At 62.3% G+C, this 13,603-nt stretch carries 11 protein-coding genes and 2 tRNA genes; 8 read left to right on the top strand and 5 right to left on the bottom strand.

What is annotated here, in order from left to right; all coding sequences use genetic code 11:
• The first annotated feature begins 143 nt into the window (after window positions 1-143).
• From KY459_12990 to KY459_13000, 3 genes are all read left to right on the top strand, one after another.
• Window positions 144-452, top strand: a complete 309-nt coding sequence (locus KY459_12990; protein ID MBW3565633.1) for a prevent-host-death protein — start codon at window positions 144-146, stop codon at window positions 450-452.
• Window positions 449-835: a PIN domain-containing protein gene (locus KY459_12995; protein ID MBW3565634.1), complete on the top strand. Its 387-nt coding sequence runs from the start codon at window positions 449-451 to the stop codon at window positions 833-835. Before KY459_12990 ends, KY459_12995 begins: the two co-directional genes overlap by 4 nt.
• 93 nt (window positions 836-928) lie before the next feature.
• A complete protein-coding gene (locus tag KY459_13000; GenBank protein ID MBW3565635.1) occupies window positions 929-2,893 on the top strand; it encodes a hypothetical protein in 1,965 nt (654 codons plus the stop codon).
• An 80-nt stretch (window positions 2,894-2,973) separates the two neighbouring features.
• On the opposite strand, the gene KY459_13005 is transcribed toward KY459_13000, so the two are convergent.
• The gene (locus tag KY459_13005) at window positions 2,974-5,253 is read right to left on the bottom strand and encodes a DUF11 domain-containing protein (GenBank protein MBW3565636.1); all 2,280 of its coding nucleotides are present in this window, start codon (window positions 5,251-5,253) and stop codon (window positions 2,974-2,976) included.
• Window positions 5,250-5,621, bottom strand: a complete 372-nt coding sequence (locus tag KY459_13010) for a hypothetical protein (GenBank protein ID MBW3565637.1) — start codon at window positions 5,619-5,621, stop codon at window positions 5,250-5,252. Before KY459_13010 ends, KY459_13005 begins: the two co-directional genes overlap by 4 nt.
• 139 nt (window positions 5,622-5,760) lie before the next feature.
• Here KY459_13010 and KY459_13015 point away from each other — a divergent pair, with 139 nt between their 5' ends.
• The 4 genes from KY459_13015 (at window position 5,761) to KY459_13030 (ending at window position 9,925) form a co-directional block, all read left to right on the top strand.
• Window positions 5,761-6,252, top strand: coding sequence for an Rrf2 family transcriptional regulator (locus KY459_13015; GenBank protein ID MBW3565638.1), 492 nt, complete (start codon window positions 5,761-5,763; stop codon window positions 6,250-6,252).
• A 51-nt stretch (window positions 6,253-6,303) separates the two neighbouring features.
• The gene (sufB, locus tag KY459_13020; protein MBW3565639.1) at window positions 6,304-7,773 is read left to right on the top strand and encodes a Fe-S cluster assembly protein SufB; all 1,470 of its coding nucleotides are present in this window, start codon (window positions 6,304-6,306) and stop codon (window positions 7,771-7,773) included.
• A gap of 244 nt (window positions 7,774-8,017) precedes the next feature.
• On the top strand, window positions 8,018-9,424 hold the full coding sequence (locus tag KY459_13025; protein ID MBW3565640.1) for a sodium/proline symporter: 1,407 nt from the start codon (window positions 8,018-8,020) through the stop codon (window positions 9,422-9,424).
• 102 nt (window positions 9,425-9,526) lie between these two features.
• Window positions 9,527-9,925 (top strand): SET domain-containing protein, encoded by a 399-nt coding sequence (locus KY459_13030; GenBank protein ID MBW3565641.1) that lies wholly within the window; start codon window positions 9,527-9,529, stop codon window positions 9,923-9,925.
• A gap of 603 nt (window positions 9,926-10,528) precedes the next feature.
• On the opposite strand, the gene eno is transcribed toward KY459_13030, so the two are convergent.
• The gene (gene eno / locus KY459_13035; GenBank protein ID MBW3565642.1) at window positions 10,529-11,815 is read right to left on the bottom strand and encodes a phosphopyruvate hydratase; all 1,287 of its coding nucleotides are present in this window, start codon (window positions 11,813-11,815) and stop codon (window positions 10,529-10,531) included.
• 231 nt (window positions 11,816-12,046) lie between these two features.
• Between eno and KY459_13040 the strand changes: the two genes are divergently transcribed.
• Window positions 12,047-13,423, top strand: coding sequence for an MATE family efflux transporter (locus KY459_13040; GenBank protein ID MBW3565643.1), 1,377 nt, complete (start codon window positions 12,047-12,049; stop codon window positions 13,421-13,423).
• Window positions 13,424-13,436: 13 nt separating this feature from the next.
• Here KY459_13040 and KY459_13045 read toward each other — a convergent pair.
• Together KY459_13045 and KY459_13050 are read right to left on the bottom strand one after the other, a co-directional pair.
• Window positions 13,437-13,512 (bottom strand) — tRNA-Arg (locus KY459_13045).
• Between the two features lie 5 nt (window positions 13,513-13,517).
• A tRNA-His gene (locus KY459_13050) sits at window positions 13,518-13,594 on the bottom strand.
• Window positions 13,595-13,603 lie beyond the last annotated feature (9 nt).

Here is a 13,603-nt window from a genome sequence, read left to right on the forward strand (position 1 = left end):
CTCCCTCCCCCACCCCCCCCCCCCCCCCTCTTCCCCCCCGCTCCCCCCCCCCGCCCGGGCCACCCCCCCGCCGGTCCGCCGGGGGCGCTGCGTTCGTCGCCCGCACCCCCCCCCTCTTACCCCCCCTCCACACCCCCCCCCCCATCCTACTCCCCCCCCACCCCCCCCGACCCCGCCCTCTTCGCGGGTCATGTACGAAGCTGAGCGAGTACATTCGGCTCGCTGCCCGAGGAGAGACGATTCTCGTGACCGACCGGGACCGGGTCGTCGCCGAGATCACCCAACCCGGAGCCTCGCGAGCGGACACGGTATCTGACGCGGTTCTCGCGGAGGCGGTTCGGAAAGGATGGGTCACGCCTCCGGTGTTGAAGCGCCCGCCGTCGGCGCGGAAACCGCTCGCTCCGCTCGCCGAGATCCTCGATGAACTGGACCGGCAGAGGAACGATCGGTGATCTACGTCGATACCTCGATCGTTCTGGCCGAGCTTTTCGCGGAGGACCAGCATCCTCCGGCGAAGCTGTGGGACGAGGAGCTCATCTCGAGCCGGCTTCTGGAGTACGAGATATGGAACGCGATCCACCGCAGAGCGAAGGCTGATTCGCACGGGGAAGCGGCGCGTCAGCTTCTCGAGTCATTCGCGATCGCGGAGCTTTCCCGGGATGTTTTGAGACGAGCGATCGAACGCTTCCCCGTTCCGGTTCGGACCCTCGACGCTTTGCATCTCTCCACGATTCTCTTTCTCGGCGAACAGGGTCTCGATCTCGAGCTCGCCAGCTACGATGTGAGAATGATCGAGGGCGCACAGAAGCTCGCGATTCCGCTCGCGGCAATGTGATCCGGTGAAGACCGTGCGTTGATCGATCTGACCGAATCGGTTTCTGCGCGGGTTGGGAAAGGGGGAGGTCCCGTTCTATTCTCCCGTTTCGAAATGTGTGCTGCCGGCAATGAGCCGAGTCCGGAGTCTGCCGGGACGTCGGACGAAGGATCGCGAACGACGGACCAGGGGCTCTCGCGCTCATTTTCCGCGGCTCTGCTCGACCGGTTCCGGCACTCCTCAGTCGGCGGCATCGTCGCCGGGTCCGTCGCTTCACTGATCCTGCTGATCTCCATTCTTCCGTCGCTGAGGGAACACTTCACGGTTCCCGACGGCGGCATCGGATTCGTCACGGTCAACGGGTATCCGAAGGGATTCGATTACTTCGTCGTCGCGGCGATCGTCGCCGCGGTCTTTCTCGGCGGCGTGATTGGGGGGATGCTCTTCCGGAGGAAATCCTCGGTTTTCAAAGCCGAGCCCGCGCCGGTCTCGCCACTCTCCGGAACGTCACTCGTGTTGATGGCAGTCACCGCGGTCCTGATGTTCCTGCTGCACTTTCATCCCCAGCAGTTCATGGAGATGTTTCACGAGGGGGAGCACCTCTCTCCCGCCACGGTGCTCGATCTGGGAGGTGAGCCGTACGGCGATGTCGCATTTCTCCACGGGCTGTTCGCCGACGGCTTTCTCGATCTGCTGGCGTGGGCCGGCGAGCCCTCGGTGTGGCGGTCGAGACTCGTTCGTTCGCTGCTCGACTCGCTGACACTCGCGCTCCTGGTTCCACTCGCCTTCGCGGTCTGTCGGACGCGCGCTGGAGCCGTGCTCGGGGCGTTTCTAGCCCTCTGCGGGACCGCAGCGGGGGTTATGAGCGTCTTTCCGTGGTTTCGGCTGCTCCCGGGCTTTCTGATGCTCCTCTGCATCGGGGGGTACGCCCGGACGTCGAAGCTTCGGTGGCTCGTCGCAGCGATGGCATCGGCGTGGTTCGGTCTTCTCTGGAGCTTCGAGGTTGGCGTCTACAGTGTGGCGACGATGATTCCCGCGCTCGCCTTCGGGATTTTCCGGGAGCGGAATCGCCGGGGAGTTTTGCTGGCGGGTGCATCCGCGGCGATCATCTTTCCGGTGGTGATTCTTCTGATCGTCCGGGCGGACATCGGACGGTTCATTCACGATTCGTTCGTCCTCATTCCTTCTTCGATCGATGCGATCTGGGCGCTCCCTGCTCCCCCGCTCCCGACGTTCTCCCGCCTCGTCGACCTCCATCGCGACGGGACGCTCTGGACGGCACCCTGGCTTCGCTACTACACGCCGCTTCTCGTTTACGGAATCGCACTCGTGATCGTGTTGCGGCGGCTCGCGCGCGAAGCGACGCCTCGCGCGATGACCCTCCTCTTCACGATCGTTTTCGCCGTGTTTCTGTTCAGAAGCGCTGCGGGCCGAACGGGCTGGGGACACACCCGGTTCGCCGCGATTCTGGTAGGGCTCATCGTCACCGCCGTCCTGCTCGAGCCGTTGTGGATCGCGCTCACCGAACGTACCCGAGCGAGAGCCGGAAGGGCGGCGGCCGCGCTCGGGCTGACCGTTGCGGGCTGGCTGTCCTGGCACTACTTCGAGGTGCCGCTGAACTTCGAGTACGGAGGGAAGATGCTCTCCGAGCTCGATACCCGTTTCGAGGTTCCGGGACTGGTTCCGTACCCGACGGATCGTGGAGGCGGAACGATGACCTGGGCGGGGAACGCCGAGGACCTCGGTGCGCTCATCGCGTTCTCGCGCGAGCACTCCGAGCCGGACGATCCGATACTCGATCTGTCGGGCGAGTTTGCGCTGTACTTTTTTCTCGAGCGGCGGCCGGCGATCCGAATGGCGAATCTTCCGATGCTGGGAAACCCGCGGCTGAGAGCGGAGGCGATGGATCAGGTGCGTCTGCATCCGCCCGCGTATGTGATTCTCCGGAGCACGCCGGAAGTTGGTCAATACGACGGTGTACCGAATCGCAGCCGGGCTCCGGAGCTGTTCGAATGGGCCGAGGAGAACTACACGGACCGGCGGCAGGTGGGTCGTTACGAGGTCGGGTTGCGGCGATGAACGGGGCGAAACGAACTTCGCCAGAAAAAAAAGGGCCGCCCTTGATCCGGGCGGCCCTTCGGTTCATCGATGAAATGAGATCAGCGGTGGCGGATGCCCCGGCGCCTCTCGAGTGCGAACCCGAGCTCGGTCGGATCACTCGTGGGCACCGTCGCCGGATCATCCGACAACGTCGGGGGAAATCCGTTTCCCGTCACCACGGCCTGATTGGAGATGACGAAGACGGAATCGGGTGTCGCGTCGTTCACGCGAGCTTCAAACGTGACGGTCACGGCGGCGCCGGGGGCCATGTTCCCGATCGATACGACGACCGTCGAATCTCCGGAGCTGTTTCCGCTCGTCACCGTTCCCAGCGTTGTGGTGACCGAGCCGGCCACGATCGTCGTATTCGGGTCGGGATCGTCGGTGAGAACCACTCCGCTGAGCGATGTGAGGCGTTCGTTGGTGACGATGATCGAGTAACGGATCGTCTCGCCTCTGCTGATTGACCCATCTTCATCGAGATCGTTGACGATCGACGCGCTCTTCCTCGCCGCAACGGGCGAAGGATCGATCTGAATCACCGTCGCATCAGCGGCCTGAACGGTGGACGGATCATCCGTGACGAGCGAGTCGATGTTGGTTCCGGTGATCTGGCCCTGAATCGCGATCGAGGCAGGCGGGGTTGGGTTCAGCGGCTCGATGAGTATGTCGAAAATGATCGTCACCTCGGACCCGACGTCGAGATCGCCGACCTGCACCGTCGCGATCCCGTTCGTGTCGCTCGTGGTGCCCGCCGTCGATTTGACGGAGCCTCTCACGAGTTGGGCGCCCGCTGGCACCGACGAGGTGAACCTCACGCCTCGAGCATCGGTGCCGCCGTTGTTCTGGATGGTCACGAGAAGACGGACGACGTCCCCGGGATCGGCTTTTCCGTCGCTGTCGTTATCGACGGCCATTTCATCTCGCATCGTCGATTCGACGACCGCCGCGGAGAACCAGCCCATGTCCGAGAAAGCGTCCCGGGAGAGGTCGATGCCGTGACCGAGGGTCGCGGTGACGTTCGGCTCCATCAGGAGGTTCGGTGAGGCTCTGGTATCCCAGTGAGAGATCGATGAGCCGGCCTGGAGCGGGTTCGGCGCGTAGATCAAGGGACGGTCCTGGTCATCGGTTCCCGCAAGTGAGCTCGGATCGGCGCGCAGCGTGACGCTGATCCCGCTTTCGAGCGCCGTTCGAATCTCGGCTCCGTCCTCGAGGCTCACACTCAGAACCGGTATCGTGATCGACTCATCGTCGCCCGCCATCTCGACCACGCCATCACCAGCGACATTGTTGACGATGATGACTCCGACGGCTCCCGCGGCCTGGGCGTTGAGGACTTTCTGAACGAATGTACATTTGCCGCGATCGATGATCGCGATATTGCCCGCCACCTCGTTCGCGTTGGAGAAAGCCGTGCACCCATCCGTGGTCGAAGGTCCCGACGCATTCGCGGCATCGAGCGCCTGGACCAGCGTGCCTGTGACACCGGCGTCGTCGACCAGGGGACCGAAGCTTGCCGTTCCGGCCTCGTAGTCGCCCGCAACGGAAGCGGGAGAGTTGACGGTGACGGTTGGCTCACCCTCGAGGAACGACGGGGCCGCCGCCACGGCATTGCGGCCCACCCATGCGATCTCGCCGTCTTTAACCGACGCGGCCTGGCGCTCGGCTTTGGTCATGTCGGTGAAGAGGGTCTCGGTGCTGCCGTCGATCAGATGCGCGGTGTAGATGTCGGGGAAGCCCTCGAAGAGCGCGCCGGTGTCGCGGTTGTAGAGCGCGATGAAACCGAGTCCATGACCGAGCTCGTGCAGCACGACGACCACGAGATCGATGTGACCGGGCGGGGGGTTGTTGTCGAGTCCGTAGTACCAGGGAGAGTTGTTGAAACAGCCCTCCGTTCCGATGTCGCTGTTGAACGTCGCTCGGACCTCGGCGGTGCCGCCGTTGAGATCCTGGCGGGCGAGCCGGTTGGCCAGCGCCACCACGTAGTACATCCCCGGAATCGGAGCTCCTGGAAAGTCCCGGATGGCATTGAGCGGTCCGGCCGAGCCGAGCACCGCGCTCGTCGAGGTGCACTCCTGCGGATCGAAGTTGGCCCTGACGACGACCTCGTCGTCCCCATTCAGGAGTCCGGCCCAGAGGTCGGCCGCGAACTGAAAGGCGATCAGGCGCTGCGCTCCCACCGTCGTTCCGGGATTTCCGCCGACGGGGTCCGCCTCCGTCGGATCGTTGAATCCTTCGTTGGCGCCATCGTTGTTGGCGATCCGGACACTGGCCGCCGAGACTTGAAGCGAGCAGACCGCCACCACCAGTGCGACGAAGCTCAGGGCCGCCCGCTTCATCGATTCTTCTCCGCTTCAGACGCGGAGACCTTTGCATCCTGGCTCAGCACTTTCGCAACCGTCTCGTGGGAGTCGGTGCAGGCATACGTGATCGTGCCGTCCGGAGAGACGTGCGCGACGAGCGCATGGCCGAATCTTCCATCGAGATCGACCTCGACGCCGCCGTCCGGCCGTCGAATGGCGGTGAGGTCGGAGCTCTTCAGGTTGTCCGCACCGATCGTAGCGATCTCGGTCTTGTGCTCGACTTTCACGGACTGGTCCGCGGCATCCTGCGCCACGATCTCAGTCGATTCCATGACCGATGGGTCGAGGGCCGTGAGCGGCATGGCCATGATCGCCAGAAGCGAAAGGAAGATCTTTGTTTTCATCGGGTGGCCTCCGGAGTTCTGAAACATCGTCGACTGTGGTTCAAAATTTCGTCTGTTTTGAGGGGACGCCGCACGGAAGAGAGCCGACGACCCTGATGTTCACGAAAACAGGACCGTTCCGGTACCCTTTCGACATCCCATGCTCAAGCTCTCCAAAATCACGGACTACGGGTTGCTCGTTGCCGTCTACCTCGCCCGGCAGGAAGGAAAGACCTCCTCGGCGCGTGAGATTGCAGAATTCTATTCTCTTCCAGTCCCGATGATTTCGAAAGTGCTCAAGATTCTGCATGACAGCGGGATCGTCGATTCGAAGAGGGGGGCGAGGGGAGGCTATCTGTTCGAGGGCGAGCCGGGGAGTGTGTCGCTCAGAGGGCTTGTCGAAGCTCTCGAGGGTCCGTCCGATCTCGTCGATTGCAATACGTTCGACGAAGAGGGCCATGCGATCTGCACCATTCGGTCGAACTGCCCCTCGCGGGCGTTCATGAGCGGGATCAACCGGGCGATCAAGACCGCTTTCGACGAGGTGACGCTCCAGGACCTTCTCGACGGAGTGGATCAGAAAACCTGGGAGGAGACGGGGGCGAAGATCGCCGGTTCGCTCCGGCACTCCGAGTCACTGGAAACCGCCTGATCTACGGGGAGTTTCGTGAAATAGTACCGTTCTGGTACGGTTTACAAAGATATGAGCTCTACTGAACAGATTCCGGCTGCGCTGACCGAATCCGAGCAGATTCAGGCGCTGACCGAACAGGACTACAAATACGGTTTCGTCTCCGACATCGAATCGGACACGCTGCCGCCAGGGCTGAACGAGGAAGTCGTCCGCGAGATCTCCCGACGGAAGAACGAGCCGGAGTTCATGCTGGAGTGGCGGCTCAAGGCGTATCGCCACTGGACGACGATGAAGGAGCCGCACTGGCTCAAAGGCGACTACCCGCCGGTCGACTACCAGTCGATCAGCTATTACTCGGCTCCGAAGAAGAAGCCGAAGCTCGAAAGCCTCGACGAGGTCGACCAGGAACTGCTCGACACGTTCAACAAACTCGGGATCTCGCTGGAAGAACAGAAGCGGCTGACCGGTGTCGCGGTCGATGCCGTCTTCGACAGCGTTTCGGTGGCGACGACTTTTCGCGAAGAGCTGGCGAAGATGGGAATCATCTTCTGCTCCTTCTCCGATGCGGTCCGCAATCATCCCGAGCTCGTCCAGAAGTACCTCGGATCGGTCGTCCCGTATACCGACAACTTCTTTGCGACTCTCAACTCGGCAGTCTTCAGCGACGGATCGTTCTGCTACATCCCGAAGGGTGTGCGCTGTCCGATGGAGCTCTCGACGTATTTCCGGATCAACACCGCCGGAACGGGTCAGTTCGAGCGAACGCTGATCATCGCCGACGAGGGAAGCCATGTGAGCTACCTGGAGGGTTGTACCGCGCCACGGCGTGACGAGAATCAGCTTCACGCGGCAGTCGTCGAGCTGGTCGCTCTACCGGGCGCAACAATCAAGTACTCGACGGTTCAGAACTGGTATCCCGGCGACAAGCAGGGGCGGGGCGGCATCTACAACTTCGTCACCAAGCGCGGCAAGGCATTCGAGAAAGCGCGCGTTTCGTGGACGCAGGTCGAGACCGGCTCGGCGATCACGTGGAAATACCCGAGCTGCATTCTTCAGGGCGACGACTCGGTCGGGGAGTTCTACTCGGTTGCGCTGACGAACAATTACCAGCGGGCCGACACCGGTACGAAGATGATCCACATCGGCAAGAACACCCGAAGCACGATCATTTCGAAGGGTATCTCCGCGGGCCACGGTCAGAATACATATCGAGGCCTCGTCCAGATCATGAAGGGCGCGGACAACGCGCGTAACTTCTCGCAGTGCGATTCCCTGCTGATCGGCGACGAGTGTGGGGCCCACACCTTTCCGAACATCGAGGTGAGAAACTCGACCGCTCAGATGGAGCACGAGGCAACGACCTCGAAGATCGGTGAAGATCAGCTCTTCTACTGCCAGCAGCGCGGTCTCTCGGCTGAGGACGCCGTTGGCATGATCGTCAACGGATTCTGCAAGGAAGTCTTCAATGAGCTCCCGATGGAGTTCGCGGTCGAGGCGACCAAGCTTCTCGGACTGAGCCTCGAGGGCAGCGTGGGTTAGAAGCAGGGGGTCAGGGATCAGGGATCAGGGGTCAGCGCATATCCGGCACGGCCGGCTCGGCCAATCCAGTACGTAGGTTCGATTTCCGGGACAGGCGCGTGGTCCAACGTCGTGCCCGACCGCGACGGCGTCATTGCCCGCGTTGCGCGTGGAGAAACAGGCCCACGTAAAAGACGCTCCTAGGTTGTCATCCCGGGCGTGCGCTGATCCCTGATCCCTGATCCCTCTGATAAAGTCTGCCCGCGTGAGCACGAGTGCAACGATCTTCGCGACGCTGGTGGCGTATCAGCTCGCGCTCATCGCGATCGGACTCTGGGCGAGCCGGCGGACGCACGACGAAGGGGATTTCTTCCTTGGTGGACGACAGCTCGGGGGGTGGGTCGCTGCGCTGAGCGCGTCGGCGAGCTCGTCATCCGCCTGGACTCTGCTGGGTGTGAGCGGCGCGGCGTACGCCTGGGGATTGTCGGCGATCTGGCTTTTTCCTGCGACGGTCGGGGGATTTCTGCTCAACTGGTTCGTCATCGCGCCCCGTCTGATGAAAGCGAGCCGGGCTGATGGCAGCCTCACTCTGACGCAATTTGTGGCCGGATCGGGCAGCTGGAGCCGGAGGATCCGTCTCCTCAGCTCGTTCGTGATCGTTTTCTCGTTCCTCTTCTACATCGCGGCCCAGTTCCAGGCTGCCGGTCTGGCGTTCGCGGCGAGCTTCGGGCTATCCGCGCACATCAGCATCGCGATCGGCGTCGCGGTCGTCGTTGCATACACTCTCCTCGGTGGGTTCTGGGCGGTGAGTGTCACGGATAGTCTCCAGGGTCTGCTCATGGTGTCGACTGCCGTGATCCTTCCGATTGCGGCGTTGATCGCGGTGGGAGGTCCGGGGGCGCTGGCGGAATCGTTCGCGGAAGGCGGCGGCGTATTCGGTCCGCGCGCCGGAATCGTCGCGCTCGGCTTCGTCATGGGAACGCTCGGAATCGGTCTCGGCTATCCGGGTCAGCCGCATGTGGTCAACCGTTTCATGGCGCTCCGGGACGAAGCCAGCCTTCGCGGCGGGAGAGCGATCTCGATTACCTGGGCGGTACTGATCTACGCCGGCATGCTGGTCACGGGATGGTGTGGAAGGATCCTGCTCGAGGCTGGTCCGGATGGAGAGGAGATCCTCTTCACCGTTGCAGCCGCGGTACTTCCCGCGATTCTCGCCGGAATCATGACGGCAGCGGTGCTCTCGGCGATCATGTCGACGGCCGACAGCCAGCTTCTGGTGGCCTCCTCTTCGATCATCATCGACATTCGCCGGGAAAGGCCCGCCGATGGCGCCCGAGGAACTGCGAGCTCGCGGTCGGTCGTCCTGGCCGTCAGTGTCGTCGCCATGCTGGTGGCGATGTTCGCTCCGGCAACGATTTTCAGCCGGGTGCTTTTCGCGTGGCACGCGATCGGGTCCGCCTTCGGGCCGATTCTGATTCTGAAGCTGTTCGGACGGAGGATCGAGGGCGCCGTGGCGTTCGCGTCGATGGCGATCGGATTCGGACTGACCGTGATCTTCTACCTCCTTCCGAACACTCCTGGTGACTGGCTGGAGCGGCTGGTTCCGCTCGCCGCCGCAATGCTCGTCGGCCTCGCCGGCAGCGGTCGCGGCAACCTTGAAAATAGTCATTGATTATGGTTGAAATCTGCCGCATATTATTGCCGCAGTCAGGGCGTCTCCGGCGTCCGGCCTCGACCACCGGCGACCGGGGTCCCGTTCGAAAGGATCTAACGCATGTTGCTGGTGAAGACGAAACTCGGTGTGAGCTCCATTCATGGCATCGGACTCTTTGCAGATCAGTTCATCCCGAAAAACACGGTGATCTGGAGGTACGACCCGGCCGTCGACCTCAAGCTGACCCCAGGCCAGATCGAATCTCTGGCCGAATCCTGCCGGGAGCAGATCCGAAAGTACACTTATCGCGAGTTTCACTCCGATATGTATGTACTTTGCGGTGACGACGCGCGGTTTTTCAATCACGCGCCCGCGATCGCGAACTGCATCGACGTTCAGAACGGGTCACTCGAAGGGGACGTGACCCTCGCGCTTCGGGATATCGAGGAGGGTGAAGAGCTCACCTGCGATTACGCGATGTTCGACATGGACCTGATCGAGGGGCGATACAGGATCTGAGGGCGGGTTGGAGGTTGGAGGTTGGAGGTACACGACTCGCGAGATCAAACACTCGTCATCCTGAGCAAGTACACCGGGGCCAAAAGGCCTCGTGGGATCGGAGATGAACCCCGGAAATGTGACCCTGGCGCGGAGCGCTGGTTCCGTGAGGCCGGGCACGGGCGCGGGCACGGGCACGGGAAAGACCTCGCGAACGGATGTTTCATTAGGCGCAAGTGACCGGTGCCTTGCGCCGGTGAAACGGAAATGACACCCGTGAGTGCAGAAACAACCGCACTCGCGTACTCAAACCGACGTCATCCTGAGCGGGCGGTCGGGCGGGCAGGCGAAGGACCTCGCAGGTTGGGACATCAGCCCAAGCGAGGCGCTGCAAGTGGGTCGAAATCCAACAATTCGTGGTCGTTTCATCCTGAGCCGCCGAAGGACGTCGAAGGATCTGGGGGAGGGTCCGTGAGTCAACGTGCCCGCGCCTGAAGCTTTGATTCATGATCCCCGCCCAGATTCTTCGCCCGTGCTGCGCCGGGCTCAGAATGACGTGGGTTAGTATCCCGAGCCCCGAGCCCCAAACCTCCAACTTCAAACCTCCAACCTCCAACCTGTTTTTCACAACACTCCGGAGCGGAACGCTTCCTTCCCTGCGTAGAAAGCGGCATCCCCGAGCTCTTCCTCGATGCGGAGCAGCTGGTTGTACTTGGCTATCCGATCGCTTCGCGATGCCGACCCGGTCTTGATCTGGCCGGCGTTGGTCGCGACGGCGAGATCGGCGATCGTCGAGTCTTCCGTTTCACCTGAGCGGTGCGAGATGACGGACCGGTACGCCGCCCGTTTCGCCATCTCGATCGCCTCGAGGGTTTCGGTCAGCGTCCCGATCTGATTCACCTTGATGAGGATCGCGTTGGCGATACCCTTCTCGATCCCTTCCCTCAGGATCTCGGGATTGGTGACGAAGAGGTCATCGCCGACGAGCTGGGTACTCTCTCCGAGTGAATCGGTCAGCGTCTTCCATCCGCCCCAGTCTTCCTCGGCCATCCCGTCCTCGATCGAAACGATCGGATACTTCTTCCGCAGACCGGCGAGATACGCGACCATCTCGTCACTGGAGAGATTCTTAGACTCGCCCGCCAGGGCGTATTTCTTTTTTTTGAAAAACTCGGACGATGCGACGTCGAGACCGAGCCAGATCTGATCGGCGGGTCGATAGCCCGCCTTTTCGATCGCACGAAGAATCAGATCGAGCGCTTCGGCGTTCGATTTCAGATTCGGAGCGAAGCCGCCTTCGTCACCGACCGCGACGCTGTGGCCGGCAGCGTCGAGAATCTTCTTCAGATGATGAAAGGTCTCGACCCCGGCGCGGAGCGCCTCGGAGAACGTGTCGAATCCCGCCGGGATGATCATGAACTCCTGAACGTCGAGGTTGTTGTTGGCGTGCGCTCCGCCGTTGATTACGTTCAACATCGGCACCGGCAGAGTCCGGGCACCCGGTCCACCGAGATAGAGGAAGGTCGGAAGGCCAGCGGATTCGGCAGCAGCTCGGGCCACCGCCAGTGAGACGCCGAGAAGCGCGTTCGCACCGAGCGATTCCTTGTTGCCGGTGCCGTCCATCTCCAGCATGAGGAGATCGATCATCGCCTGTTCGCGAGCGTCCATCCCTTCGATCTCGGCGGCGATCTTTTCATTTACGTTCCGGACGGCCGTTCTGACTCCACGCCCGAGGTAGCGGCTCTTGTCTCCATCCCTCAGCTCGAGCGCTTCCCGCTTTCCGGTGGAAGCGCCCGAAGGAACTGCAGCGCGGCCGATCGCGCCGGAATCGAGCACAACGTCCACTTCGATGGTCGGGTTGCCGCGAGAATCGAGAATCTCCCTGGCGAAAATCTCCTGGATGATGAACATGGGCGGATTCTAACTGAAGAGTGAAGGGTGAAGAGTGAAGAGTGAAAGAGAAGAGTGAAGAGTGAAGGGTGAAGAGTGAAGGGGTGGAAAAAGGCGATGCCTGCCTCCTCTCATCCTTTTTCTTTTCACACTTCGGTCTTACTTCTTAACTGGAAAAGGATCAACCTTGGTTGAGCCGTTTTCACTCTTCACTCTTCACCCTTCACTCTTCTCCCGTAGAATGCGCGGCTCATGTCGACCGAGATCCGATCCGAGGCGCGGCGTCTGATGAAGCTTGCACTTCCGCTTGCTGCGGCGCAGGCGGGATCACAGCTGATGGGTCTGGTGGATGTCGCCGTGCTCGGCCGCTACGGCGCGGTCGAGCTCGCGGCATCCGGACTCGGAAACGCGATCTTCTTTTCGCTGTCGGTGATCGGACTCGGCCTGATCATGGGGATCGATCCGATGATCGCTCAGGCGGTCGGGGCCGGAAAACCCGATCGCGCGCGGATGATCGGATGGCAGGGGGCATGGCTCTCGATTCCGATCACGATCGTCCTGATGCTGCTGATGATGGCGGGAGCCGCGCTGCTTCCGCGGATCGGTATCGAGGACGAACTGATCGGCCCGTCTCGTACGTATCTGCTCCTGCGATCTCTGAGTCTTTTTCCCTTCCTGGCCTATTACGTCGTCCGGGCGTGGCTGCAGGCAGTCGACATCACCCGGCCGCTGGTGACGGCCGTCGTGGTGGCGAACGTGGTGAACCTCGTGTCGGACATTCTGCTGATATTCGGGGGTGCCGGGCTTCCTGCCTGGACGGGTCCGTTGCGATCGATTCCCGAGATGGGCATCGCCGGAGCGGGTCTGACGACGGTCGTCAGCGCGCTGGTCCAGCTGGCGATCGTCGTCCGGGGGGCGAGGGTATCCGTCGAGCCGGAGGGTGCGAGGAGATTGAGGCGAGATGAGATCGCGACGGCTATGAAAGTCGGCGTTCCGGTCTCGCTGCAGATGACCGCCGAGGTTGGAGTGTTTGCGTTCGTCGGCATTCTGGCAGCCCGGCTGGGGACGATCGACCTCGCGACTCACCAGGTCGTCATCCAGCTGGCGGCCTTCACCTACACGGTCGCATTCGGGATCGCGATGGCCGCCTCCGTGCGGGTCGGCGCGGCGATCGGTGCGGCAGATCATGCGCTCACGAGGCTCGCCGGCCGGCTTTCATTCATCCTCGGCGGCGGAGTGATGGGAGTGATGGCGGCTTTTTTCGCGACGACTCCGGGACCGCTGGCGCGGCTCATGACCAACCAGCCGGCGATTCTCGTTCCGGCAACGACTCTTCTCGTCGTGGCCGCGTGGTTCCAGCTCTCCGACGGGATCCAGGCGGTCGGGGCGGGCGCGCTTCGAGGCGCGGGCGACACCAAGTTCACGTTCTACGCGAATGTCGTGGGGCACTGGATGATCGGAATGCCGATCGCGTTCTGGCTCGGGTTTCGTCAGGGGATGGGGATCCACGGGCTGTGGTGGGGACTCTGCGCCGGACTGACCGTGGTTGCGGTGGTGCTGTTCGTACGGTTCGAGTGGCTGGCGAGGGTACGGATTGATCCGATCGAGGGTTTGCGGAGGGAGCGCTGAGGGCCGAGAGAGCTGGCCTGCCCGGCTGGACTCGAACCAGCGACCTACGGTTTAGAAGACCGTTGCTCTATCCGCTGAGCTACGGGCAGGTGAATGGGGTGGGTAATGGGACTCGAACCCACGACCTTCGGAGCCACAATCCGACGTTCTAACCACCTGAACTATACCCACCGCAAGATG

It is taken from the genome of Acidobacteriota bacterium (assembly GCA_019347945.1).
Taxonomy (GTDB): Bacteria; Acidobacteriota; Thermoanaerobaculia; order Gp7-AA8; family JAHWKK01; genus JAHWKK01.